At 67.3% G+C, this 24,019-nt stretch carries 21 protein-coding genes; 12 read left to right on the forward strand and 9 right to left on the reverse strand.

The window, feature by feature from the left end:
* Positions 1-118 precede the first annotated feature (118 nt).
* Positions 119-1,444 (forward strand): NAD(P)/FAD-dependent oxidoreductase, encoded by a 1,326-nt coding sequence (locus ASE61_RS15310; RefSeq protein WP_413813539.1) that lies wholly within the window; start codon positions 119-121, stop codon positions 1,442-1,444.
* A 9-nt stretch (positions 1,445-1,453) separates the two neighbouring features.
* On the opposite strand, the gene ASE61_RS15315 is transcribed toward ASE61_RS15310, so the two are convergent.
* Positions 1,454-2,980 (reverse strand): ABC transporter substrate-binding protein, encoded by a 1,527-nt coding sequence (locus tag ASE61_RS15315; protein WP_061968229.1) that lies wholly within the window; start codon positions 2,978-2,980, stop codon positions 1,454-1,456.
* 270 nt (positions 2,981-3,250) lie between these two features.
* On the opposite strand from ASE61_RS15315, the gene ASE61_RS15320 reads away from it, so the two are divergent.
* From ASE61_RS15320 to ASE61_RS15350, 7 genes are all read left to right on the forward strand, one after another.
* Positions 3,251-4,123, forward strand: a complete 873-nt coding sequence (locus ASE61_RS15320; protein WP_061968231.1) for a transporter substrate-binding domain-containing protein — start codon at positions 3,251-3,253, stop codon at positions 4,121-4,123.
* A gap of 72 nt (positions 4,124-4,195) precedes the next feature.
* Positions 4,196-4,864, forward strand: coding sequence for an amino acid ABC transporter permease (locus ASE61_RS15325; protein ID WP_061968233.1), 669 nt, complete (start codon positions 4,196-4,198; stop codon positions 4,862-4,864).
* Positions 4,865-4,868: 4 nt separating this feature from the next.
* Entirely contained in the window at positions 4,869-5,504 is a 636-nt protein-coding gene (locus ASE61_RS15330; protein WP_061968234.1) for an amino acid ABC transporter permease, read from the forward strand.
* A gap of 12 nt (positions 5,505-5,516) precedes the next feature.
* Positions 5,517-6,329, forward strand: a complete 813-nt coding sequence (locus ASE61_RS15335; RefSeq protein ID WP_061968236.1) for an amino acid ABC transporter ATP-binding protein — start codon at positions 5,517-5,519, stop codon at positions 6,327-6,329.
* Positions 6,330-6,336: 7 nt separating this feature from the next.
* Positions 6,337-6,825: a RidA family protein gene (locus ASE61_RS15340; protein WP_061968237.1), complete on the forward strand. Its 489-nt coding sequence runs from the start codon at positions 6,337-6,339 to the stop codon at positions 6,823-6,825.
* Between the two features lie 59 nt (positions 6,826-6,884).
* Entirely contained in the window at positions 6,885-8,084 is a 1,200-nt protein-coding gene (locus tag ASE61_RS15345; RefSeq protein WP_061968239.1) for an aminotransferase class V-fold PLP-dependent enzyme, read from the forward strand.
* 214 nt (positions 8,085-8,298) lie between these two features.
* Positions 8,299-9,141: an IclR family transcriptional regulator gene (locus ASE61_RS15350; RefSeq protein WP_061968241.1), complete on the forward strand. Its 843-nt coding sequence runs from the start codon at positions 8,299-8,301 to the stop codon at positions 9,139-9,141.
* A gap of 41 nt (positions 9,142-9,182) precedes the next feature.
* Here the strand turns inward: ASE61_RS15350 and ASE61_RS15355 are convergent, their stop codons facing one another.
* Positions 9,183-10,493: an amidase family protein gene (locus tag ASE61_RS15355; RefSeq protein WP_061968243.1), complete on the reverse strand. Its 1,311-nt coding sequence runs from the start codon at positions 10,491-10,493 to the stop codon at positions 9,183-9,185.
* Positions 10,494-10,792: 299 nt separating this feature from the next.
* Here ASE61_RS15355 and ASE61_RS15360 point away from each other — a divergent pair, with 299 nt between their 5' ends.
* From ASE61_RS15360 to ASE61_RS15370, 3 genes are all read left to right on the forward strand, one after another.
* On the forward strand, positions 10,793-12,253 hold the full coding sequence (locus ASE61_RS15360) for an NAD-dependent succinate-semialdehyde dehydrogenase (RefSeq protein WP_082617439.1): 1,461 nt from the start codon (positions 10,793-10,795) through the stop codon (positions 12,251-12,253).
* A 14-nt stretch (positions 12,254-12,267) separates the two neighbouring features.
* Positions 12,268-13,038, forward strand: a complete 771-nt coding sequence (locus ASE61_RS15365) for a DeoR/GlpR family DNA-binding transcription regulator (RefSeq protein ID WP_061968246.1) — start codon at positions 12,268-12,270, stop codon at positions 13,036-13,038.
* Between the two features lie 74 nt (positions 13,039-13,112).
* Positions 13,113-15,530 carry a GcvT family protein gene (locus tag ASE61_RS15370; RefSeq protein ID WP_061968248.1) on the forward strand — a complete coding sequence of 806 codons (2,418 nt, stop codon included), beginning with the start codon at positions 13,113-13,115 and terminating at the stop codon, positions 15,528-15,530.
* Between the two features lie 29 nt (positions 15,531-15,559).
* On the opposite strand, the gene ASE61_RS15375 is transcribed toward ASE61_RS15370, so the two are convergent.
* Complete coding sequence (locus ASE61_RS15375) at positions 15,560-16,570, reverse strand: 2-hydroxyacid dehydrogenase (protein ID WP_061968249.1); 1,011 nt, start codon at positions 16,568-16,570, stop codon at positions 15,560-15,562.
* A gap of 10 nt (positions 16,571-16,580) precedes the next feature.
* A complete protein-coding gene (locus ASE61_RS15380) occupies positions 16,581-17,942 on the reverse strand; it encodes an aspartate aminotransferase family protein (RefSeq protein WP_061968251.1) in 1,362 nt (453 codons plus the stop codon).
* Between the two features lie 142 nt (positions 17,943-18,084).
* Between ASE61_RS15380 and ASE61_RS15385 the strand changes: the two genes are divergently transcribed.
* Positions 18,085-18,954, forward strand: coding sequence for a LysR substrate-binding domain-containing protein (locus ASE61_RS15385; RefSeq protein WP_061968253.1), 870 nt, complete (start codon positions 18,085-18,087; stop codon positions 18,952-18,954).
* 5 nt (positions 18,955-18,959) lie between these two features.
* Here the strand turns inward: ASE61_RS15385 and ASE61_RS15390 are convergent, their stop codons facing one another.
* The 5 genes from ASE61_RS15390 to ASE61_RS15410 form a co-directional block, all read right to left on the reverse strand.
* Positions 18,960-19,691, reverse strand: coding sequence for a metallophosphoesterase family protein (locus tag ASE61_RS15390; protein WP_082617440.1), 732 nt, complete (start codon positions 19,689-19,691; stop codon positions 18,960-18,962).
* 10 nt (positions 19,692-19,701) lie between these two features.
* Entirely contained in the window at positions 19,702-21,417 is a 1,716-nt protein-coding gene (locus ASE61_RS15395; RefSeq protein WP_061968256.1) for a putative 2-aminoethylphosphonate ABC transporter permease subunit, read from the reverse strand.
* On the reverse strand, positions 21,414-22,505 hold the full coding sequence (locus tag ASE61_RS15400) for a putative 2-aminoethylphosphonate ABC transporter ATP-binding protein (protein WP_082617457.1): 1,092 nt from the start codon (positions 22,503-22,505) through the stop codon (positions 21,414-21,416). The genes ASE61_RS15395 and ASE61_RS15400 overlap by 4 nt, the downstream gene beginning before the upstream one ends.
* Before the next feature lie 119 nt (positions 22,506-22,624).
* A complete protein-coding gene (locus ASE61_RS15405) occupies positions 22,625-23,644 on the reverse strand; it encodes a putative 2-aminoethylphosphonate ABC transporter substrate-binding protein (protein WP_061968259.1) in 1,020 nt (339 codons plus the stop codon).
* A 108-nt stretch (positions 23,645-23,752) separates the two neighbouring features.
* Positions 23,753-24,019, reverse strand: a 267-nt coding sequence (locus tag ASE61_RS15410) for an aldehyde dehydrogenase family protein (RefSeq protein WP_156407038.1), incomplete at its 5' end; no start/stop codon positions are given.

Genomic DNA, 24,019 nt, shown 5'->3' on the forward strand with positions numbered 1-24,019 from the left:
AGCGCAGGACTGGCTCGGCGCAAGACTCGTCGGGCCTACGAAGGGCGTTGAGCTTGGTCTATACCGGACACCTCGTGCCGCCGACCGCCAGCCCCTTCCCGCCACCGCCGGAGCCTTCGTGATGGGCATCACCATCGAGACCATCGAGCCGGACGCATCCCTTCCCGCCGCCAGCGATGTCGTCGTCATCGGTGGCGGCATTATCGGCATCACCACGGCGCTCTTCCTGGCGCGCGAGGGCATCTCGGTCACCGTCTGCGAGAAGGGCGAGGTCGGCCATGAGCAGTCCGGGCGCAACTGGGGCTGGGTGCGCGTCATGGGGCGCGATCCCGGCGAGATCCCGCTCGGGCTCGAAAGCATGCGGCTCTGGGAGGATATGGACCGGCTCGTCGGCGGCGATACCGGCTTCACCCGCTCCGGCATCGTCTATGTCGCCGACACGGCAGCGAAGTTCGCCGAGCAGGAAGCCTGGCTCGAGCACGCGAGGACCTATCAGCTCGACTCCCGGCTCCTGAGCAAGCGCGAGATCGACGCCGTCCTGCCCGGGGGGAAACGCGCCTATGCCGGGGCGATGTTCACCCCGAGCGATGCCCGGGCCGAGCCGCAGAAGGCCGTTCCGGCGATGGCGCGGGCGCTGCGCCGCCATGGCGGCACCGTGCTGACGCGCTGCGCCGTGCGCGGCATCGAGACGGCCGGGGGACGCGTCAGCGGCGTCGTCACCGAGCGCGGGCGGATCGCCTGCCAGCGTGCCGTGCTGGCAGGCGGTGCCTGGTCGCGACTCTTCCTCGACAATCTCGGCATAGACCTGCCGGCGCTCAAGATTCTGGGTTCGGTGTTCCGGACCGAGCCGCTCGACGGCCCGCCGACCCATGCCGTCGGTGCTTCCGACTTCGCCTTCCGCAAACGGCAGGACGGCGGCTACACGATCGCCCATCGCGGGGCGAGCGTCGCCGAGATCGTGCCGGACAGCTTCCGGCTGCTGTTCGATTTCCTGCCGTCCCTGGCCAGGCAGCGCCATGAATTGCGGCTGCGGCTCGGCGAGCGCTTCCTGGAGGAGGCCCGCACGCCGAAAAGCTGGTCGCTCGATCAGGAAACGCCGTTCGAGCGCAACCGCATCCTCGATCCCAAGCCGTCCGAGGGTATTTTGCAGGAAGCGCGACGCAACCTGATCGCCGCCTTCCCGGGTTTTGCCGGCCTCAAGGTCAAGGAGAGCTGGGGCGGCTTGATCGATGCGACGCCCGATGCCGTGCCGATCATCGGTGAGGTGCCACGCCTGCCCGGCTTTTTCCTTGCGACGGGCTTCTCGGGCCATGGTTTCGGCATCGGCCCCGGCGCCGGCCGCCTGATCGCCGACCTGGTCAGCGGCCGCACACCGCTGATCGATCCCAAGCCCTTCCGGCTGGAGAGGTTCGCGCGGCTGGAGCGGACGACACGGGCGAGGTGAAGCGGGCGCTCAGGCGAGCGCCGCCTCGTCCAGTGAATAGGCCGAGAAGAAGTTCGTGCCGCCCGGATAGCATTTGAAGCCGCTGAGGCCCGTCACCATGGCATAGCCCTGCGAGCGCCAGGCGAGGCCGACGAGCGGCGCCTGCTCCAGAGCGAGCTTCTCCAGCTCGGCATAGATCGCCTTGCGCTTGGCCGGATCGAACTCGGCGCGGCCCTTGGCGAAGAGCGCATGGATCTCGGGCGTGGGAATCTGCCAGCTTCGGGCCATATTGGGCGGCAGGTCGCCGTCGATCAGCGGGGCAAGGCCGTCGGGGTCGTTATTGTCCGCGGTCGTGCCCTGCACCATGAAATCGTAGCGGCCCTTGCCGGCGAGATCGACGCGGGCCGCCCAGTCCGGCAGGTTCAACGTCACCTGAATGCCGATTTCGGCCAAATTGGCCTGCACGACCTCGGCGGTCGATTTGTGCATGCCGTACTGGGCGGTCGAGAGCAGCGTACAGGTGAAGCCGTTCGGCACGCCGGCCTCGGCCAACAGCTTCTTGGCCTTGGCCGGATCGTAGTGCCAGAACTCGGAGCGGCCCTTGTCGAAATAGGGGCTGCTCGATGCGATCGGGATGCCTTGCAGCTTGCTGCCGCGACCGAAGAAGGCCGCCTGCACGATGTCCTCGCGGCGGATGGCGTGCGCCACCGCCTGGCGCAGACGGACATCCTTGAACGGCCCGGCACCGCCGTTGAAATTCAGCCCCATGAAGGGTCCGTCCACCGCGACCAGCCGCAGGCGCGAATCGTTCTCGATCGTGCCCATGGATTGCCAGGGCACGTATTCGATCAGGTCGACATCGCCGGCCTGGAGGGCTGCGACACGCAGGTTCTCGTCGGCATAGGCGACGAGCCTGATGCCATCGAGCTTCGGCAGGCCCGGCTTGTAGTATTTGTCGAATTTCGCGACCTCGATCGAGGCGCCGCGCTCCTGCGCCTTGATCATGAACGGACCGGCGCCGACGCCGAGCCCGGCACGCCCCTCGATCGAATCCTTGGCGATGATCGGCATATGCGGGCTGGCGAGCCAGATCGGCAGCGTCACGGTCGGCTGCTTCATGACGATCCGGACGGTGCTGGCATCGGGCGTCTCGATGCGCTCGACGCCGCCGAACTCGGCCTTCATGAAGGCGGTCGAATTGGGTGCGGCGACCTGCTCCAGCGTCCATTTCACGTCTTCGGCGGTGACCGGCTTGCCGTTCTGGAAGGTCGCCTGGCGCAGCTTGAAGACCCAGGTCGTCTCGCCCTCGCGCGCCCAGGACTCGGCGAGCTCAGGCCTGACCTCGCCCTTCTCGTCGAAGCCGGTCAGCCCCCGGAAGATCAGGAGCTTGACCGTGAGCGCCGCCGTGCCGGTGTGAAGCCAGGGCTGGAGGCTCGGCGGAAAGCTCGACAGGCCGAAGCGGAGCACCTTGCCCGCGGCCTGGGCATGGGTCCGCAGGCTCAGGAGAGGCAGGGTTGCACCGGCGGCGAGCACGGTACGGCGAGAGACCGGCACCATCGAATACCCCTCCCTGTTTTTGGCGGCTCGAACGGCCGAAGGGAAAGAATGATTTCGTGTGCGAGCTTGTCAATGCCTTCCGTGGCTCGCGAAACTCCGGCGCAGCCCGCTGAAGTTGCAGGCACGATGCTGCGGCGCGGCCCTGCGCCGCCCCGGCGCGGACGCCCGCCGGCCGGGCGCTTGACTTCCGGGCGAAAGACTCTCTAGCATCCTTAATTACAAGATATATTCTCTAATTATGGATTATTCTTGCAAAGAGGGGAACCGCCGATGAGCGAGACGGATGAAGGCAAAAGGCTTCTGCTGAAGGGTGGACTGGTCGGCGGCCTCGCGCTGGCTGCGGCTGCGAGCACCGCCCGCGAGGCCGCGGCGCAATCGGCGCCCAACAGCCTGCTGCGCACGGTGCTGGATCGCGGCAAGCTGATCGTCGGCACGGGCTCCACCAATGCGCCCTGGCATTTCGAGGACGAGAAGGGCCAGCTCGTCGGCATGGACATCACCATGGGCCGCATCCTGGCCAAGGGGCTGTTCGACGACGCCAGCAAGGTCGAGTTCGTCCGGCAGGACGCGGCCCAGCGCATCCCCAACATCAATACAGGCAAGGTCGACATCGTCATCCAGTTCATGACGATGTCGCCGGCCCGCGCCCAGTTGATCGCTTTCTCGCGCCCCTATTATGTCGAGGGCATCGCGCTCCTGACCCGGCCGGACAGCGACAAGAAGAGCTTCGACGCGCTGCTCAAAGCCGGCTCCTCGGCCCGCGTCTCGATCCTGCAGAACGTCGATGCCGAGGCTTCGGTGAAGAAGGTGCTGCCGCAATCGACGGTGATGCAGCTCGACAGCCAGGCCAACGTCATCCTGGCGCTCGACTCCAAGCGGGCGGACGCCGCGGCGGTCGATCTCTCCACCGTCTGGTGGCTCGCCAAGCGCCATCCCGACAAATACGCCGATGCCGGCAAGTCCTGGAACACGATGCTCTACGGCGCGGGCATGAAACAGGGCGACCCGGACTGGGTGCGGTTCGTCAACACCACCTTCGACATCGCGATCTTCGGCCACCAGAACGAGCTCTACGACGCGGCGGTGAAGGATTATTTCGGCGCCGAGCCGCCGCAGCGCCAGCCCGGCCTGCCCCGGTTCTGACCGTTCCACGCTTCGCAAGCGGAAGGGCGCCCGGCGCCCTTCCGTCCCTGTCGCCCGGCTGATCGCGGGACCATGGCGAACTATCACTTCAACTTCGCGATCGTCTGGCGCTATGCCGGCAAGCTGTTCGAGGGGCTCTGGCTCAGCCTCGAACTCGCCGCCGCGAGCATCGCGATCGGCATGGCAATCGGCCTCGTGCTGGCGCTGATCAGCCTGGACGGCCCGAAATGGGCGCGCCCGCTGATCGCGGCCTATGTCGAATTCGTCCGCAACGTGCCGCTGCTGCTGCTGGTCTATCTCGTCTTCTACGGCATCCCCAGCGCCATCGACCTGCAATATGACGCGGTCACCTCCTTCGTCGCGACGCTGTCGATCTATTCCGGCGCCTATCTGGTCGAGGTGATGCGGGCCGGACTGGAAGCCGTGCCGCGCGGGCTGATCGAGGCCGGCAAGGCGATCGGGCTGACACCGATGAAGGTGCTCTGGCATGTTCGCCTGCCGACGGCGATGCGCATCGCCCTGCCCTCGCTCTCCAACACCTATGTCTCGCTGTTCAAGGACACCTCGATCGCCTCGGCCATCGCCGTGCCCGAGCTCGCCTATGGTATGCGCTGGATCGAGACCCAGACCTTCCGCACCGTCGAGGTCTATCTCGTGGCGACGCCGATCTACCTGATCACCAGCTATGCCATCCTGCTGCTGCTTCGGCTCGCCGAGCGGCGCTACGCGATCGCGCGGTGACGGCATGGCGACGCTGATCCAGACCCTGCCCTTCCTCGTCGACGGCCTGCTGACGACCCTCTTGGTCTCGGCCTGCGTGATCGTGCTCTCGCTGATCGTCGGCTTGCCGCTCGGCTGCGTGCTCGCCTTCGGGCCGCTCTGGGCGCGTGCGCCGATCCGGCTCTATGCCGATTTCGTGCGCGGCGTGCCGATCCTCGTGCTGCTCTATTTCGTCTATTACGGCCTGCCGGCGATCAAGGTGAACCTGCCGAGCCTGCTCGCCGCGATCGTTGCGCTGACCGCATTCAAATCGGCGCAGATCATCGAGATCACGCGCGGCTCGTTCCAGTCGATCCCGGCCGGCCAGACCGAGGCCGCCAAGGCGATCGGCCTCACGATGTTCGACCGCTTCGCGCATGTGCTGGCGCCGCAGGCCGTGCGCCGTTTCCTGCCGCCCTTCGTCAACAGCGTCGTCGACACCGTGAAGGGCTCCTCGCTAGTCTCGCTGCTCGGGATCGTCGACCTGATGCTGTCGCTGCAGCAGGTGATCGGGCGCACCCATGTGGCGCTGCCGCTCTATCTCATCGGCGCGCTGATGTATTTCGCCATCAACTTCCCGCTCTCGGCGCTCAGCCGCCGGCTCGAGAAGCGCTTCGTCTGAAAGGAGGCATCCATGGCCGAGACGGATGCCCGTCCCTCCGCCGCGCAACCGGTCATCGCGATCGAGGGCCTGACCAAGTCCTTCGGCGCCAACCAGGTGCTGAAGGGGGTCGACCTCTCCGTCGGCAAGGGCGAGGTCGTCGCGATCATCGGCCCCTCCGGCAGCGGCAAGACCACGCTGCTGCGCTGCATCAACTTCCTTGAGGAGTATGACGGCGGCTCGATCCGGATCGATGGCACCGAGGTCGGCTATCGCGATGGCACTGGGGGCCGCAAGCGCCGCAACGACCGGGAGCTTGCCGCGATCCGCGTCGATGCGGCCATGGTGTTCCAGCAGTTCAACCTGTTTCCGCATCTCACCGCCGCGCAGAACATCATGCTGGGCCTGATGAAATCGCGCGGCCGCCCCAAGGCCGAGGCACGCGCCACCGCCGAGAAATGGCTCGCCCGCGTCGGACTTGCCGCGAAGGTCGATGCCTTGCCGGCGCAGATGTCAGGCGGCCAGCAGCAACGCGTCGGCATCGCGCGGGCCGTGGCGATGGAGCCGAAGGTGCTGTTGCTCGACGAGATCACCTCCGCGCTCGATCCGGAACTCGTCGGCGAGGTGCTGGCCGTGGTGCAGGAGCTCGCCTCCGAGGGCCGCACCATGATCCTCGTCACCCATGAGATGGCCTTCGCGCAGGAGGTGGCGGACCGCGTCGTCTTCACCGACCAGGGCCGGATCGTCATCGACGCGCCGCCCGCGCAGGTTTTCGGCGAACAGCCGCATGAGCGGTTGCGGTCCTTCCTGTCGCGCTTCGCCGGCTTCCGCCCCAACCCGGCGTGAGGAAACCATGAGCGCCGCCCTGTCCACCCTGCCCGACAGCGCGCCTTACCGGCGACTGGCGGAGCTCGGCCTCATGCTTCCCGCGCTGCCGCAGCCGATCGGCAATTTCGCGACCCATATCCGCGAAGGCGACCTGATCTACCTCTCCGGCCAGGGACCGACGCATGAGGACGGCCGGCTCCATACCGGCAAGGTCGGCCGCGATGTCAGCGTCGCCCAGGCCTATGACCATGCCCGGCTGACCGGCCTCAACCTGCTCGCCGTGCTGCATGGTGCGCTCGGCGACCTCGGCCGCGTCCGGCGTATCGTCAAGCTGCTCGGCATGGTCAATGCCGAGCCGGATTTCGGCGATCACCCGGCCGTCATCAACGGCTGTTCCGACCTCTTCGTCGCCGTCTTCGGTGAAGCCGGCCGGCACGCCCGCTCGGCTGTCGGCTTCGGCTCGCTGCCACGCCAGATCACCGTCGAGATCGAGGCGATCGTCGCCGTGTCCTAGAGCATCGAGCCGATGCTCTAACCGGGGCAGCAGCCCCGCCCGCCTTTCAGGAGAAACCGATGACTGCCCCCGATATCCGCCCTTCCCTCGGCCTGCGCCCCGTCATCAATGTCTCGGGTACGATGACTGCGCTCGGCGCCTCGATCGTCGTGCCGGAAGCGGTCGCGGCGATGACAGCGATCCTGCCGCAATTCGTCGAGATCGACGATCTCCAGCGCAAGGCCAGCGCCGTCATCGCGCGGCTCTGCGGCAGCGAGGCCGGCTTCGTCACCGCCTCCTGCTCGGCCGGGATCACGCTGGCGATCGCCGGTGCGATGACGGGCGACGACCTCTACGCCGTCGAGCAACTGCCGGATGCCAGCGGCCTCCAGGACGAGGTCGTGATCATGATGGGGCATATGGTCGGCTATGGCGCGCCGGTCGAACAGGCGATCCGGCTTGCGGGCGCGACGCCGATCGTCGTCGGGCAGGCCACCAGCGCCCGCGCCTACCAGCTCGCCGGCGCGATCTCGGAACACACGGCGGCCGCGCTCTACGTCGTCTCGCACCATACCGTGCAGTACGGGCTGCTGCCGCTCGACGAGTTCGCAGCGATCTGCCACGAGCGCGGCGTGCCGGTCATCGTCGATGCGGCCTCCGAATACGACCTGCGCGGCTTCCTCGAGGCCGGCGCCGACATCGTGCTCTACTCCTCGCACAAGTTCCTGGGCGGGCCGACCGGCGGCATCGTCGCCGGGCGCAAGGCGCTGGTCCGTGCCGCCTTCATCCAGAATGGCGGCATCGGCCGCGGCATGAAGGTCGGCAAGGAAAGCGTGCTCGGCACGATGGCCGCGCTCGAAGCCTGGGAGAAGCGCGACCATGCCGGCATCAGGGCGCGCGAGCAGCGCGCGCTCGACCTCTGGCTTTCCCGTTTCACCGAGCGGCCCGGCGTGACGGCCGTCATCGAGCCCGATCCGACCAACAATCCGCTCGACCGGATGAAGCTCTCCGTCGATCCCGAGCAGGCGCATATCACCGCCTGGGACCTCGCCGACGCGCTGGCGCGCGGCACGCCGCCGGTCATCGTCAGGGATCACGAGGTCGAGCACGGCCATTTCTTCCTCGATCCCTGCAACCTGCATCCGGATGAGGAAGAGATCGTCGCCGCGCGCATCGTCACCGAACTGGAGACCGCGCGGCGCAGCAACACGATCATCGCAAGCCCGCTGATCGAGCGCCGCAACCGGCGCGCCGCCTCGCTGGCGAAATGGCCGGACTAGAGTATCGGACTGAATATCGTATTCAGTCCGATACTCTAGCTCTTTGATCTTGCATCGGCTTTTCCCGAAAACCGGATGCCACTTTTCGGGCCGATGCTATAGCGACCGGCGTTGACGAAACGGGCGGCAAAGCGGAGAGGTTCGCGGCCCCGACGGAAACCACTGCGGGTCACCGCCGTTTGAGTCGATACGCGGCAGGGATGAAAGCCCGGACATGACCAAAGCCACGACGACGGAAGCCAGCGGAGACGAGCCGGAGCGCGCGCCGCAGCGACGCTCGCGCGTCAGCGGCATCGACCGCGCCGTGCAGATCCTCGACCACCTCCAGCAGGAGGGCCGGGCCCAGACGGCCTATGAGGTCGCCCGCGCGATCGGCGCGCCGCTTTCGACCGTCTATGCCATCGTCGAGGATCTGCTCGACAAGAGCCTGCTGGCGCGCTCCGGCGATGGCGGCGTCTGGCTCGGTCCCCGGCTCTATCATTACGGCCTCGCCTATGCCCGTGACCTCCAGGTCATCAATGTCGCGACGCATGAGATGCATGTGCTGGCACGCGAGGTCGGCGAGACCGTGCAGATCTGCGGCCGCGACGGCGGCATGATGGTGGTCGAGGCGATGGCCGAGGGTCCCGGCCATTTCGTCATCACCTCGCGCGTCGGCACGCGCGTGCCGCTGAACTGGACCGCGTCCGGCCGCCTGCTGGTCGCCGGGCTCGATGAGGCCGAGCGGGCCGCGCTCTTCCGCAGAAGCGCCAAGGCGTCGCCGACCGGGCGCGCCGTCACCGATCCCGCCACCCTGCTCGCACAGGCGCGCGACGCGCTCGCGGCGGGCGTGTCGATTCAGGCCGGCGAGTCCGACTACGCGGTCGCCTGCATCGCGGCGCCGGTGCTGGACGAGGCCGGCGCTTGCCCGATCACCGTCTCGATCGTCCTGCCCGAATTCCGCGTCAACGAGGAGCATGCGAATTTCGTCGAAGCAGTGAAGGCTGCGGCCCGGCGCATCGAGGACAAGCTCGGCTGGCGCGTCGGCCCCTTCGCCAACGGGCGCAGGTACGGCTAAACCGCCACGCCTCCAGGCGAGCGCGAACGGACCGATCCCGCTCACACGCGGGCGAGCGCGGCCTCGGCACTTGCAGCCATTGCCAGCAGCGGGCGGTCCGCGCCGCGCCGGCCGATCAGCATCATCCCGACCGGAAGAGCGCCCGCCGGAACCGGCAGAGGCAGCGAGAGCGAGGGGGTATCGAGCAGATTGCCGACGCGGGGATTGCGCAGGACCAGGCCGTTGGCATGGTGGAAGCCGGCATCGTCGGCGACCGAGGCAAGGAGCGGCGCCCGGATCGGGGTCGTCGGCACGAGGTAGACGGTATCGTCGGTCATCGCCGCCGCGAAAGCCGCGACAGCCGCCGCGCGCCGGCGCTGCATGCGCACATAATCGACACCCAGAATTCCCGCGCCGGCCTCGATGCGCACGCGGGTCTTGGGGTCGACCTCGTCGAGGCCGTCGACGCCGAGATCACGCAGGGTCGCGCCGAGCTCTATCGACGGGAAGCCACCGATCTTGTCGAGCGCGGCCAGGGCATCGAGGCTCGGATCGAGCGAACCGTCCTCGACGCTCAGGCCGGCGCGCCGCAACCGGTCCAGACCCGCTTCGAACGCCTCGGTGACCTCGGCCTCCATCACATCGAACAGGCGCCCACGCGCGACCACGAAGCGGGCCTGCGGCCGTGGCGCCAGTACCGACGGCGTCTCCCCGGCAAGAACGGCATCGGTCATGGCGCAATCGATGACGGATCGGGCGATCGGGCCGACCGTGTCGAGCGTGCTCGAAAGGGAGAAGGCGCCGGTCGTCGGAACGCGGCCGGAGGTCGGCTTGAAGCCGACCGCGCCGGTCAGGGCCGCGGGGATGCGGATCGAGCCGCCGGTATCGCTGCCGATCGCGATCTCGGCCATGCCGTCCACCACCGAGACGACGGCGCCCGAGGACGAGCCGCCAGGCGCGCGGCTGCGATCATGCGGATTGCCTGCGACCGGGTCATGGGCGTTGGTGCCGAGCGCCGAAAAGGCGAATTCGGTCATCTGCGTCTTGCCGACGATGACGGCGCCGGCAGCGCGCAGACGCTGGACGATCGGCGCATCGGCCGCGGCCGGCGGCTGTCGGCGCAGGACGGCTGCGCCGGCGCGCGTCGTCTCACCGGCGACGTCGAACAGGTCCTTGATCGAGACGATCCGGCCGTCCAGCGGCCCCAACGGCTTTCCGGCCGCGATCCGGGCATCGGACGCCTCGGCCTCGCGCCGTGCGGAGGCTTCATAGAGCGTTGTGAAGACCTTCCCGCCTTCGAGCTTGGGATCGCGAATCCGGCCGAGCGCCTGGTCGAGGCGCTCGGTGGCGGACGGGCGGGGGCTTTCGGTCATCGGAACACCTTTCTCGAGCAACGACCCGGCGCAGGTGGAAAGCGGCGGGAATCGTGGCGAGCCTATCCATTGCAGGCGCGGCGTAAATGGCCTCCGACGCTTGGGGTGCAGTGCACGGCCGCCGCAGCGGCATGGACCACCGCGCCCTTATCGCAGCGGGCTTCGAGCCGCTGCGTGTTCACATGGCGACGGCCGCACAGTAGAACGGATGCATGACGCTATCCTCGCACCGCCTTGTCGCCATTGGGCGCCATGATGGCACGAGGCAGCGACTCCCCGGATTTCTGAAAGGCTGAATCATGTCCCAGTGGAGCGATTTCAAGCGCGACGCGATCTTCGTCGGCGGGCGCTGGCTGGACAAGGCGTCAGGTGGAACAATCGACGTGACCGATCCGGCGACGGGTAAGATGCTCGGCTCGGTTCCTTCGGCCGGGGTCGAGGAGACGCGCGCCGCGATCGAAGCCGCGCATGCCGCCTTCCCGGCCTGGGCTGCCAAGACCGCGCAGGAGCGCGCCGTGCTGCTGCGCAAGCTCGCCGACGAGATCCTGAAACATCAGGATGCGCTGGCCGAACTCCTGACCCGCGAGCAGGGCAAGCCTCTGGCCGAGGCCAGGGGCGAGGTCGGCATGAGCGCGGCCTATGTGCTGTGGTTCGCCGAGGAGGCAAGGCGCGTCTATGGCGACGTCATCCCCTCGCCCTGGGCTGATCGGCGCATCATCGTGACCAAGCAGCCGCTTGGCGTCGTCGGCGCGATCACTCCCTGGAACTTCCCCTCCTCGATGCTGGCCCGCAAGATCGGCCCGGCGCTGGCCGCCGGCTGCACCGTTGTCGCCAAGCCAGCCTCGCAGACGCCCTATTCGGCACTGGCCTGGGGCATCCTCGCCGAGAAGGCCGGCATCCCGGCCGGCGTCGTCAACGTCGTGACGGGTGATGCCCGCACCGTCGGCGGCGAGCTCACCGGCAATCCGCTGGTGCGCAAGATCACCTTCACCGGCTCGACACCGGTCGGCAAGGTGCTGCTGAAACAGGCGGCCGAGACGGTGAAGAAGGTCTCGATGGAGCTCGGCGGTAACGCACCCTTCCTCGTCTTCGACGATGCCGATCTCGACCGGGCGGTCGAGGGCGCGATCGCTGCAAAATTCCGCAATTCCGGTCAGACCTGCGTCTGCACCAACCGCTTCTACGCGCAGGCCGGCATCTACGACGCCTTCGTCGAGAAGCTGACCGCGGCGGTCAAGAAGCTCAAGCTCGGCTCCGGGCTTGAGACCCGCGTGACGCAAGGACCGCTGATCGACGACAAGGCGATCGCCAAGGTCGAGGAGATGGTGGCTGACGCCAAGGCCAAGGGCGGCGCCGTGGCAACCGGCGGCAAGCGCTCGGAGCTGGGCCTGAGCTTCTACGAGCCGACCGTTATCGCAGGCGCGACCAGCGCCATGCAGTTCGCGCGCGAGGAGATCTTCGGGCCGGTCGCCCCGGTCTTCCGCTTCGAGACCGAGGAGGAGGCGCTGCGCCTCGCCAACGACACCGAATACGGGCTCGCCTGCTATTTCTACACCCGCGATCTCGGCCGCACCTTCCGGGTCTCGGAGGCGCTGCAATACGGCATCGTCGGCGTAAACGAGGGACTGGTGACCACCGAGGTCGCGCCCTTCGGCGGCGTCAAGGAATCCGGGCTCGGCTCGGAAGGCTCGAAATACGGCCTGCAGGACTATCTCGACGTGAAATACACCTGCATCGGCGGGATCGGGGCCACGGCCTAGCTGGCTCCGCTGCCATGACACGCGACATCGCAGCACGACGGCACAACGCCATTCTGGCGAAGCTCGACGAGACGGGCTCCGTCACGGTGGAGGAGCTGGCGCAGGCGCTCGACGTCTCGCGCGAGACCGTCAGGCGCGATCTCAAGGCGCTTTCAGCGGGCAGCCTGCTCGCGATCGTCCATGGCGGGGCGATCCGCAACGAGCGCTCGGAAGCCTCCTTCGCCAGCCGCCGCACCGTGAACCGCGCCGGCAAGGAGAAGATCGCCGATCTCGCAGTCTCGCTGATCGGCGACGGCATGACCATCCTGCTCGATTCCGGCACGACGACCGAGGCCTTGGCACGGGCGCTCGCACGCTCCGACCGCAAGCGCCTGATCGTGCATACGACCTCGCTGGAGAATGCCCGGCTCGTCAGCCGGCTGGTGGGGGCGCGCGTCTTCCTGATCGGCGGCGAGTTCGATCGCAACGAGGATGCGACCACAGGCTCGGAGACGCTGCGGGCGATCGCGCGGCTCTCCGCCGACTTCGCCTTCGTCAGCGTCGGCGGCGTCGATCCGAACGGGCATCTGACCGACTATACCCGCGCCGGCGCCGCCACTCGCACCGCCCTGCTGAACGCGGCCGAGCAGGGTTTCCTGATGGCGGACAGCGGCAAGTTCGGGCTCGTGCTGCCCAGCCGCATCGGCGGCGACAGGCCTTGCGCGGGGCTGCTGGTCGATCAGGCTCCGCCCGCCCCGCTCGCCGCGAAACTGGCAGAGCAAGGGGTTAGAATCTACGTCGCATGATTTGCCTGTTTTTGTGGTTTTTTGTTGTTTTATGAAATTGCGTCGCTAAGCTGCCTTCCATCGCGGAGGCGCTCATGTCCATTCCCACCCAATCCCGTGTCGTCATCATCGGCGGCGGCATCATCGGCTGCTCGGTCGCTTATCACCTGACCAAACTCGGCTGGCGCGACGTGCTGCTGCTGGAACAGGGACGGCTCTCCTCCGGCACGACATGGCACGCCGCCGGCCTCGTCGGACAGCTCCGCAGCCAGTCCAGCATGACGCGCCTGATCCGCTATTCGACGGAGCTTTACGCCTCGCTGGAGAACGAGACCGGGCTCGCGACCGGCTGGAAGCGCTGCGGCTCCGTCTCGGTCGCCCGCACTGAGGAGCGCATGACGCAGCTGCGCCGGACGATCTCGGCAGCGCGCGCGCAGGGCGTCGAGATCGAGGAGCTGAGTCCGCAGGAAGCCGGCGAGAAATGGCCGGTAATGCGCACCGACGATCTCGTCGGCGGCGTCTGGCTGCCCGGCGACGGCAAGGCCAACCCCTCCGACATCACGCAGGCGCTGGCGCGCGGCGCCCGCAGCGGCGGCGCGATCGTCCGCGAGGGCATCCGCGTCACCGGCATCGAGACCGAGAAGGGCCGGGTCAAGGCGGTCCAGACCGATCAGGGCCGGGTCGAATGCGAGGTGCTGGTCATCTGCGCCGGACAGTGGTCGCGCACCATCGGCCAGATGTGCGGCGTCTCGGTGCCGCTGCATTCGGCCGAGCACATGTACATCGTCACCGGCAAGATCGCGGGGGTCTCGCCCGACTTGCCGGTGATGCGCGATCCCGACGGCTATATCTACTTCAAGGAGGAGGTCGGCGGGCTCGTCATGGGTGGCTTCGAGCCGGATGCAAAGCCCTGGGGCATGGATGGCATCCCCCACCCGTTCGAGTTCCAGCTCCTGCCCGACGACTGGGACCAGTTCGGCATCCTGATGGAAAACGCGCTCGAGCGCGTGCCGGCGCTGGAGACGGCCGAGATCAAGACCTTCCTCAACGGCCCCGAGAGCTTCACGCCGGACAACAACTTCCTGCTCGGCGAGGCACCAGAGGTGGCCGGCGTCTATGTCGGTGCCGGCTTCAACTCGATGGGCATCGCGTCGGCCGGCGGCGCTGGAAGGGCGCTGGCCGAATGGATCGTCGAGGGCGAGGCGACGAGCGATCTCTGGCCGGTCGATATCCGCCGTTTCGCCGATTTCAACAACAACCCGGCCTGGCTGAAGGACCGCATCAAGGAGACGCTCGGGCTGCATTACGCCATGCCCTGGCCTAACCGCGAGCTCGACACCGCCCGCCCCTTCCGGCGCTCGCCGCTCTATGACCGCCTTGCCGCCAAGGGCGCCGTCTTCGGCTCGAAAATGGGCTGGGAGCGCGCCAATTATTTCGCCCGCACCGAGGCGGAGCGCTCGATCGGCTATTCCTTCGGGCCGCAGAACTGGTTCGAGACCGTGGCGGCCGAGCATCGCGCCTGCCGCGAGGCGGCAGGGCTCGTCGACATGTCGAGCTTCGCCAAATTCCTGCTGCAGGGGCCACAGGCCGAGGCCGCCTTGCAGCGCCTCGCCGCCAATGATGTCGCGGTGGCGGTCGGCACCTCCGTCTACACAGCGCTGCTCAACGCCCGTGGCACGTTCGAGAGCGATCTCACCGCCGCCCGCATCGCGCCCGACAGCTATCTCCTGCTGACGGGTACGGCGCAGGCGACGCGCGACGCGCATTGGATCAGGCGGCAGCTCCCTGAAGGCGTGACGCTGACGGATGTGACCGCGGCCTATGCCGTGCTCTCGCTCGCCGGGCCGAAGGTCCCCGAGCTTCTGGCCCGCCTCTCGCCAACCTCCTTCGATCTCGCCGATTTCCCGGCCAACGCGATCCGCAAGATCACGATCGGCTATGCCACGACCTGGGCCTGCCGTCGCTCCTATCTCGGCGACGGGTTCGAGCTCTATGCCCCTGTCGAGTTCACGGCCGCGATCTATGACGCGCTGCACGAGGCCGGGGCCGATCTCGGCCTCGTCGATGCCGGCTATTACGCCGTGGACTCGCTGCGCATCGAAAAGGGTTTCCGCGCCTGGGGTCGTGAATTGACCCCGGACGTCAATCCCTACGAGGCCGGGCTCGGTTTTGCGGTGAAGCTCGGCAAGGGCGAGTTCCTCGGCCGCGAGGCGCTGGTTGCCGCCAAGGCCGCGCCGCGGACGAAACGGCTGATCGCTCTCGTCGGGCCGCGCCCGGACGGGCAGATGGCCTGGGGCGGCGAAGCGATCCTGGCCGATGGCAAGCCGGTCGGCGAGATCACATCGGCTGGTTTCGGCGCTAGCCTCGACGGCATCGTCGCGCTGGGATGGGCCTCGAGCGATCAGCCGATCGACCAGGGCTGGCTCGATGCCCGGAGCTGGTCTATCGACCTCGCCGGCACCACCGTTCCGGTCAGCGCGAGCCTCGCGGCGGCGCTCGACCGCATGAGGTGAGCAGCGCCCTGATCCTCGCCTGGGTCCGCTCAAGCGAAAGCGACGTTCCGCGTTTGCGCGCGCAGACGCGGATCGTAGGAGCGGATTTGGACCGGCCTGCCGTCGAGGATTTCGAAGCAGCGGGCCAGCGTGTCGTCCGAAAGCCGCCGCATCGCCTCGGCCGTGAAGAAGGTCAGGTGCGGGAACAGGATGACGTCGTCACGGTCGAACAGGGGGCTGAGCGGATGGCCCTGCCGGGCGAGCGGCTCCTGGCTGTAGACGTCGAGCCCGACACCGCCGAGCCGCTCGGCCAGAACCGCCTCGACCAGTGCCGCCTCATCGATCAGCGCGCCGCGCGAGACATTGACGAGGATGGCTCCGGGCTTGAGGCAGGCGAGTTCGGCCCGGCCGATGATGTGACGGGTCGTATCGTTCAGGACGCTGTGGAGCGAGACCAGATCGCATTGCCGGAGCATCGCGTGGAGGTCGTCGACCTTCTCGATCCCGGCCGCCGCCATGGTCGCGGCGTCGACATGCGGATCGTAGCCGAGAACGCGCGCCCGGAACCCCTGCCCCGCCATCCGCGCCATGCTGCGGCCGATCTTGCCGGTACCGACCAAGCCCAGCGTCGCCCCGGCGATGTCGCGGCCGAGCCAGCGCGCAGCCGGCCAAATCCAACCTTCGCGCTCCATGGCACCGCCGATCTCCGGCAGGCGCTTGGCCAGCGCGATCATCAGGGCGAAGGCGCCCTCCGCGACCGTCTCCTCGGCATATTCGGGCACGTTGACGACCGGAATCCCACGCGCGATCGCGGCGGGGATGTCGATCGCATCGATGCCGACGCCGTATTTGACGATGCCCTTGAGTTTGGGAGCCGCCGCGATCACCCGTGCGGTGACCGGCGTGTAGCACATCAGCAGGAGATCGGCGTCCGCCACCTCCCGGATCAGCGCCTCCTCCGAAATCCCGTCCGGGAGCGTAACCAGTTCGACGCCGCGGGCGCGAAGCCCTGCGTCGATTTCCGGGCATTCCAGTTCGCGGTCGGTGCGGACAGCCTTCATCACCGCCTCCTCAGCCCGCCAGGATCGCCTGCTCGACGATGCCGAGCGCGCGTTCGAGATCGGCCCGCGCGATCACCATCGGCGGCGACAGGGTCAACACATTGCCCTGGCTGATCTTGAAGCTGAGGCCCGCTTCCAGGCAGCGGTAATAGACCCGTTCGGCGAGCGCATTGTCCGGCGTCCAGGCGTCGCGATCCGAGACGAGCTCGACCCCGAAGAGCAGGCCGCGCCCCCGGACGTCGCCGACGGCCGGGCAGCTTTCGCCGAAATTCCGCAGCCGCTCCATCGCATAGGCGCCGAGCTCGGCGGCGCGTTCGGTCAGCCCCTCTTCGCGGATGATGTTGATCGTGGTCAACGCCGCGCGGGTCGTGACCGGATTCTTCTCATGGGTGTAGTGGCCGATCGCGTAGCCACCGGCGACATCGAGATCGCGCCGCGCCACCACGGCGGCGATCGGCAGGATGCCGCCCCCTAGCGCCTTGCCGAGCACGACCATGTCGGGCTGCACATCGTCATGCTCATGGGCGAAGAAGCGCCCGGTCTTGCCGAGTCCGGTCGGAATCTCGTCGAAGATCAGCAGCGTGCCGTGCCGGTCGCAGGCCTCGCGCACGCTCTTCCAGAAGCCGGGTGCCGGCGGGTACGGCGTCGCCCGCATCGGCTCGGCGACGACCGCCGCGACATCCCCTTCCCGCGCCAGCACATAGGAGATCATGCGGGCGCAGGCGCGCGCCGAATCCTCCAGATTGTCATGGCCATAGGCGCAGTTGCGCGTGCCCCAGGGTGCGACATGCTCGGCGCCCGGCAGCAGCGGCCCGGCGATGCCGGAGCGGAAGGTCGCCTCGCCGCCGACGCTGGAGGCGCCGAAGCCGGCACCATGGAAGGCATCCCAGAAGGACAAGGTCTTGAAGCGGCCGGTGGCGGCACGCGCGAGCCTGAGCGCGACCTCGATCGCATCCGAGCCGCCGGTGGTGAAGAGCACCTTGCCGAGGTCGCCCGGCGCCATCTGCGCGAGGGTCTCGGCCAGTTCGACCGCAGGCTCACAGGTGAAGCGGCGCGGCGCGAAGCAGAGCTCGTCGATTTGCGCCTTGATCGCCTCTTTCAGGCGCGGGTGACCATAGCCGATATGGTGGACGCTGTTGCCATGGAAATCCATGTAGCGGCGCCCCATCGTGTCCTCGATCCAGATGCCCTCCGCCTTGGCGATGGCGGTGAGGCAAGGACTCGACAGGCTCTGGTGCAGGAAGGCGGCGGAGTCGCGCGCGAGCAATTCGCGCGTTCCCGCATCGCCGATCCCGGCCGACCAGTCGCTGCGCGCCGCGGAGGTATTGGATTCGCCTTCGGTATGGACGATGGCAGCGGTTTCGGCGCGCATGGCAAGACCTCGGTTCGCGCCGGTGGAGCGCTGTCGAGGCTCAGAATGCTTGCGCCATATCAATCTGAAAAATCGTTATTTCATATCCAGGTATAAATTTCAGCGATATCGTCGCGCGTCGATTTTCGAGGCTTCGTCCACCATGCGTCATGTCCAGCTCCGCGCCTTTCATCAGGTCGCGCTATCCGGCGGCTTCTCGAAGGCGGCGCTGGCGCTCAACCTCACACAGCCGGCGATCTCCGATCAGGTCCGCAAGCTGGAAGAGGAATACGACGTCGCGCTGTTCAGCCGCCGCCACCGCCAGATCGTCCTGACGCCGGCCGGCCAGAGACTCCTCTCCGTGACGCATCGCCTGTTCGGCGCCGAGGGCGAGGCACTGGAACTCCTGCAGGAGGAGCGCTCATTGCGCACCGGCGCGCTCCGGATCGTCGCCGATTCCGTGCATCATGTGCTCGACGTGCTCACCGCCTTCCGCGAGCGCCATCCCGGCATCCAGGTCTCGATCGCGCAGGGCAATACCGGGAGCATCGTCGAGACGTTGATCGGCTACGATGCCGAGATCGGCGTGCTCGGCGAACTTGCCGACGAGCGGCCCTTCGAAGTGCTGCCGCTCAACGTCTCACCGATCATCGCCTTCGCGGCGAAGGGCCATCCCGCGGCAGCGCGTCCAGCGCTTTCATTGCAGGAGCTGGCGACATGGCCGCTGGTCATGCGCGAGCGTGGCTCACGCACGCGGCAATTGCTGGAGCAGCGGGCGGCGGAACAGGGTGTTGCGCTAAGTTACGCCGTCGAAGCGGAAGGCCGCGAGGCGGTGCGCGCCATCGTGGCAGCCGGTGGCGGCATCGGTTTCGTCTCCGCTGCCGAGTTCGGCGAGGACGATCCGCGGCTCGTCCGCATCCCGCTCGGCGGGCCGCCGCTCCTGATGCACGAGAAGCTGATCTGCCTGCACGAGCGCCGCAACAGCAAGATCATCCAGGCCTTCTTCGCGCTGGCGCGATCCCTGCGTGGATGACAGCGCTAGGGCAGCGCCCTTCCCGTCCGCAAGGCATGGGCCCAGTCGGCGCGCCCGTTATCTTCGGCACGCCGGGCCGAGCGCTCCCAATCATAGGCGACGAGATGATGCTCGATCCCGATCTCCCCGCCGAGCGTAACGATGGCGAAGCGGGCATGGGGCATGCCGCTCTCGGAGACATGGGCCGGTTTCGTATCGCGATAGGCCGGATTACCGACACTACCGGGATTGAGGACCACCGCGCCCGAGCTCAACCGCGCCGCACGCGTCTGATGGCTGTGCCCGCAGAGCATCAACGGCGCCGCCCGCCCGGCGAGACGCTGCTCGATCGTCGGGATCGGCGACGGCACGAGATAGCCGTTCTGGATCTCTTCCATCAGATAGGTCGAGTCGTTGCCAGGGCAGGCATGGAAGCACAGCGCACCTTCCACCGTGATCTCGACCGGCAGGCCTGCGAGCCAGGCACGCGCTTCGGGATCAAGCGCCTGCCAGGCGTAGCTGTCCGAGCTGCCGAGTTCGTCGGGCGAGGCCGCGCCCATCGCCCGGTCGTGATTGCCCCGGACATGGCTCATCACGCGTGACCGCAGCAGCGCGACGGTCTCGACCGGCCAGAGCGGGCTTGAGGCGCAATCGCCGAGATTGACGATGCGATCCGGCGCGAGCGCGTCGAGCTTCGCCAGTACCGCTTCGAGCGCGGGCTGGTTGCCATGGATGTCGGCGATCACTCCAAGACGCACAGTCGATATCCTAACGCTGGCGCCATTGCTGCAGGCGGCCGAAGACCAGATTGTCGAGACCGACATGGGCAAGCTTCACGGCGATGGCGGTGGCCATGATGACGCTCGCCATGCCCGCGGCGGAGGCCATCGCGCCCGCCTCGTCCATATGGACGATCGCGATCGAGGCGAGCTTGGTGTCCGCCCCGTAGAGGAAGATCACCGCCGAGACCGTCGTCAGCGCGTTGACGAAGACATAGACCGCGATGTCGAGGATCGCCGGCAGGCAGATCGGCGCGGTCACGCGACGGAAGGTCGACCAGAACGGCACCTTGAGCGAGGCCGAGACCGACTCGAACTCACCGTCGAGCTGCTTCAGGCTGGTCAGCGCCGTGATGTGCCCGACTGTGTAGAAATGCGCGACGGTGTTGATCACCAGGATCGCCAGCGTCCCGTAGAGAAAGCCGAGCGGGTTCCAGCCGGCATTGTAGAAGAAGACATAGCCGAGGCCGAGCACGAGGCCGGGCACCGCCATCGGCAGCATCGCCAGGAACTGGGCGAAGGCGCGCAGGCGCGGGAACAGCTTCACCTTCTCGATCAGATAGGCGCCGGTGAAGATCAGCGACGTGCCGATCACCGCGGTCAGCGAAGCCAGCAGCAGCGAGTTGCGATACGGACCCCAGCCATCGGGCTCGACGGCCGAGAAGTCGTAATTGCCCAGCGTCAGCGACAGGTTGTACGGCCAGTATTTGACGAAGGAACCCCAGAAGGCGATCGCATAGGGGCCGACGATGGCGAGCGCGACCAGGCTGACGAAGCCGAGCAACCCGAGGTCGCGGCGCCGCTCCGGCTTGGGGACATAAGGCACGGCACGGGCCGAGAGCATGGCGCTCTGGCGCCGCTGCACGACGCGGTCGACGAAGAAGGCGAGAACCGCCGGAACCAGCAGGATGATGCCGACGACCGCGCCCATCGGGAAATTCTGCTGACCGACCACCTGCCGGTAGGCGTCGGTCGCCAGCACGCTGAACTGCCCGCCGATCACCTTGGGAATGCCGAAATCGGTGATGACCAGCGTGAAGACGACGAAGGTTGCGCTGATCACGCCATAGCGCGCGCCCGGCAGGGTGATCGTGTGGAAGATGCGCCAGCGCGAGGTGCCCATCGCATCCGCCGCCTCGCGCAAACGCCCGTCGGAGAGCGCCAGCGCCGTGACGAGGATCAGCATCGCATGCGGGAAGCAGTAGAGCACCTCGGCCGCAATGATGCCGACGGGGCCGTAGAGCGAGGCGCCCATCATCCAGGATTTCAGGATGCCCTGATTGCCGAAGAGATAGATCAGCGCGAGGCCCGACAGCAGCGAAGGCGCGAAGACCGGGACCATCGCGGCGGCGTAGAAGGCGCCCTTGGCCGGGATGCAGCTGCGGCGCAAAGCATAGGCGTAAAGGAAGGCGAGCGGCACCACGATCGCCGTCGTCACGCCGGCAACGAGCAGGCTGTTCAGCAGCGAATAGAACAGCGAGGGCGTCGTCGCATAGCTGACGAAATTGGCGAGGCCGACGAACTTGCCGTCCGTGTTCTCCAGGCTCTTGGAGAGCAGCGCCCAGAGCGGCAGGGCGATGATCAAGACCAGCACGGCGCAGAGGGCCAGAATGAGCGCTCCGGCGACATGGCGCTCGCTGATCCGCAGCGGTGCGACTTTCACGGGGGTATCGGTCATCGGCAGGGGCTGTACGAGATCGCTCATCGTCCCTCCCCGGCGAAGACGTGCAGCGCCTCGGGCGGAAAGGCGACGGTGCGCACCTGCCCAGGCACGATCCCGAGATCGCGCATCGCATTGGACGAGAAGTCGGCGGCGATCCGGGTCGCGCGCGAGCCGGTCGGTTCAAGATGCGCCCGGCAATAGGAGCCGAGGAAGGCGAGATCCCCGATCGTCGCCTCGAAGCGGTTCGGCGTCTCCGCGCCGATGCCGCGGGTGCGGACCTCCTCCGGCCGCATCGCCAGACGCACCGGCGTGCCCGCGGCGAAGGGCGCGGCATTGGCGACGACGAGGTCGAGCTCGTCGACGCGGACCTTGCCCGGCCCGGTCACGATCGCGTCCATGAAAGTCATGTGCCCGACGAAATCGGCGACGAAGGGCGTCGCCGGGCGACGGTAGATCTCCTCGGGCGAGCCGACCTGCTCGACGGCGCCATCCCGCATCACGACGATGCGGTCGGCCATGGCGAGCGCCTCCTCCTGGTCATGCGTCACCATGATCGTGGTCACGCCCAGCCGCTGCTGCAGCGAGCGCATCTCGCCGCGCAGGCGCTCCCGGACCTTGGCGTCGAGCGCCGAAAGCGGCTCGTCGAGCAGCAGCAGTTCCGGCGAGGTCGCGAGCGCACGCGCCAGCGCCACGCGCTGCTGCTGGCCGCCCGAGAGCTGGACCGGATATTTCCTGCCCTGCTCCGGCAGGCCGACAAGCGTCAGGAGTTCATTGACGCGCTTGGCGATCTCGTCGCGGGAACGGCGCCGGTTGACCAGCCCGTAGCCGACATTGTCGGCGACGGTGAGATTGGGAAAGAGCGCATAGGACTGGAAAACGATACCGAAATCGCGCTCGGACGGGCTGGCATGCGAGACGTCGCGCCCGCCCATATGGATGGTGCCGCTATCCTGCAGGTCGAGACCGGCGACCGCCCGGAGCAAGGTGGTCTTGCCGCAGCCGGACGGGCCGAGGAAGCAGACGAATTCGCCGCGATGGATATCGAGATCGATATCGTGAAGCGCCCGGAACGCGCCGAAATTCTTGGCGAGATTGCGGACCGAGAGGAACGGGGTCGTGGTGGTGGACATCGGGCCGGCCTTCATCTGAACGGGCAGAGATCCGTCCCGCGGACAATGGCGGGACTTCTCTAGACGTCTTGCACAGACCATGCCGCCGGCCGCCCAGCGGCCGGCGGCATGGCAAAGGCTCAGTTCTTCGGCGCCGCCTTGGACTCGTAGCGCTTCGACCATTCGGCGAGCACGCGGTCGCGGTTATCGGCCATCCAGCCGAGATCGTTCTTGATCATGCCGGCTTCGGCATTGGCGGGATAGTTGGCCGGCTTGGTGCCGACGCCCGGCGCGGCGACGATCGCGTAGGTCTTCGAATAGAGCTCGTTGGCGTCCTTCGTCGTCGACCAGTCGGCGATCTTCTTGGCAAGAGCGAGGTTCTTCGAGCCCTTGACGACGGCGCTGGCTTCCATCTCCCAGCCCACGCCCTCCTTCGGGATCACGACCTCGATCGGCGCGCCCTTGCTCTTCTCGGAAGCGCCGCGCATGTCGAGCGCCAGACCGATCGTGCGCTCGCCGCGCGCCGCCTGGACGCAGGGCGCCGAGCCGGAATGCAGGTAGGCGCCGATATTCTCGTGCAGCCCGTCCATGAACTTCCAGCCCTCGGCCTCGCCCATGCTCTGCAGCCAGCCGGCGACCATCAGATAGCCGGTGCCCGACGAAGCCGGGTGCGGCATCACGATCTTGCCCTTGAAGGCCGGGTTGAGCAGGTCCTTCCAGGAACTCGGGACCGGCACGCCCTTGGCCTCGGCCGTATTGTAGCAGACGACGCCGAGATAGGCGTCCATGCCGGTCCAGGTGTAAGGCTCCTTGCCGTCGCGGAACACGGGTTTCAGCGCATCGGCTCCGGCGGGCTTGTAGGTTTCGAGCAGGTTCGCCTTCTCGAACATCAGCAGGCTCGAGGCGGCCAGGCCCATCACCATGTCGGCGCGGGGATTGTCCTTCTCGGCCAGGAATCGGGCGGTGATGACGCCGGTGGAGTCACGGACCCAGACGACCTCCACCTCGGGCACGGCCTTCTCGATCGAGGCCTTGAAGGGCGCGAGCTGATCGTTCTCAAGGGCCGTGTAGACGGTCACCTTGGTCTTCTGTGCGTGAGCCATGCCGGGAAGCGCGAGCGCGATAGCCCCGACGACGCAGGAAGCAAGCCAGTTCTTCATATTCTCATCCCCTGTTTTTCGGTTGGTTTGAACGCTCTTGCGACGTTTTCTTCCCCTGACAGACGAAAACGCAGGCGGATCGCTCCGCCTGCGTTGGCTTTTCTTGTTTTACGCGGTCCAGGGCATCGACCACGTCTTGACGTTTGTGAAGGATTTCATGGCCTCGACGACACCCTCCTTGTAGCCGAGGCCGGAATCCTTGATGCCGCCGAAGGGGGACATCTCGATCCGGTAGCCCGGCACCTCCCAGAGATTGACCGTGCCGACCTCCAGATCGGCGACGAAACGCTGGATGTAATCGTAGCGGTTCGTGCAGATGCCGGAAGAGAGACCATAGGCGGTGGAGTTCGAGATCCGGATCACCTCGGCGATGTC

This window comes from Allobosea sp. Root670, assembly GCF_001429415.1.
Taxonomy (GTDB): Bacteria; Pseudomonadota; Alphaproteobacteria; order Rhizobiales; family Beijerinckiaceae; genus Allobosea; species Allobosea robiniae.

What these genes read in the sequence shown, in the direction of transcription:
- ASE61_RS15315 (WP_061968229.1), bottom strand. Translation starts at nt 2,980, where the DNA reads ATGGTGCCGGTCTCTCGCCGTACCGTGCTCGCCGCCGGTGCAACCCTG.
- ASE61_RS15320 (WP_061968231.1), top strand. Translation starts at nt 3,251, where the DNA reads ATGAGCGAGACGGATGAAGGCAAAAGGCTTCTGCTGAAGGGTGGACTG.
- ASE61_RS15325 (WP_061968233.1), top strand. Translation starts at nt 4,196, where the DNA reads ATGGCGAACTATCACTTCAACTTCGCGATCGTCTGGCGCTATGCCGGC.
- ASE61_RS15330 (WP_061968234.1), top strand. Translation starts at nt 4,869, where the DNA reads ATGGCGACGCTGATCCAGACCCTGCCCTTCCTCGTCGACGGCCTGCTG.
- ASE61_RS15335 (WP_061968236.1), top strand. Translation starts at nt 5,517, where the DNA reads ATGGCCGAGACGGATGCCCGTCCCTCCGCCGCGCAACCGGTCATCGCG.
- ASE61_RS15340 (WP_061968237.1), top strand. Translation starts at nt 6,337, where the DNA reads ATGAGCGCCGCCCTGTCCACCCTGCCCGACAGCGCGCCTTACCGGCGA.
- ASE61_RS15345 (WP_061968239.1), top strand. Translation starts at nt 6,885, where the DNA reads ATGACTGCCCCCGATATCCGCCCTTCCCTCGGCCTGCGCCCCGTCATC.
- ASE61_RS15350 (WP_061968241.1), top strand. Translation starts at nt 8,299, where the DNA reads ATGACCAAAGCCACGACGACGGAAGCCAGCGGAGACGAGCCGGAGCGC.
- ASE61_RS15355 (WP_061968243.1), bottom strand. Translation starts at nt 10,493, where the DNA reads ATGACCGAAAGCCCCCGCCCGTCCGCCACCGAGCGCCTCGACCAGGCG.
- ASE61_RS15360 (WP_082617439.1), top strand. Translation starts at nt 10,793, where the DNA reads ATGTCCCAGTGGAGCGATTTCAAGCGCGACGCGATCTTCGTCGGCGGG.
- ASE61_RS15365 (WP_061968246.1), top strand. Translation starts at nt 12,268, where the DNA reads ATGACACGCGACATCGCAGCACGACGGCACAACGCCATTCTGGCGAAG.
- ASE61_RS15370 (WP_061968248.1), top strand. Translation starts at nt 13,113, where the DNA reads ATGTCCATTCCCACCCAATCCCGTGTCGTCATCATCGGCGGCGGCATC.
- ASE61_RS15375 (WP_061968249.1), bottom strand. Translation starts at nt 16,570, where the DNA reads ATGAAGGCTGTCCGCACCGACCGCGAACTGGAATGCCCGGAAATCGAC.
- ASE61_RS15380 (WP_061968251.1), bottom strand. Translation starts at nt 17,942, where the DNA reads ATGCGCGCCGAAACCGCTGCCATCGTCCATACCGAAGGCGAATCCAAT.
- ASE61_RS15385 (WP_061968253.1), top strand. Translation starts at nt 18,085, where the DNA reads ATGCGTCATGTCCAGCTCCGCGCCTTTCATCAGGTCGCGCTATCCGGC.
- ASE61_RS15395 (WP_061968256.1), bottom strand. Translation starts at nt 21,417, where the DNA reads ATGAGCGATCTCGTACAGCCCCTGCCGATGACCGATACCCCCGTGAAA.
- ASE61_RS15400 (WP_082617457.1), bottom strand. Translation starts at nt 22,505, where the DNA reads ATGTCCACCACCACGACCCCGTTCCTCTCGGTCCGCAATCTCGCCAAG.
- ASE61_RS15405 (WP_061968259.1), bottom strand. Translation starts at nt 23,644, where the DNA reads ATGAAGAACTGGCTTGCTTCCTGCGTCGTCGGGGCTATCGCGCTCGCG.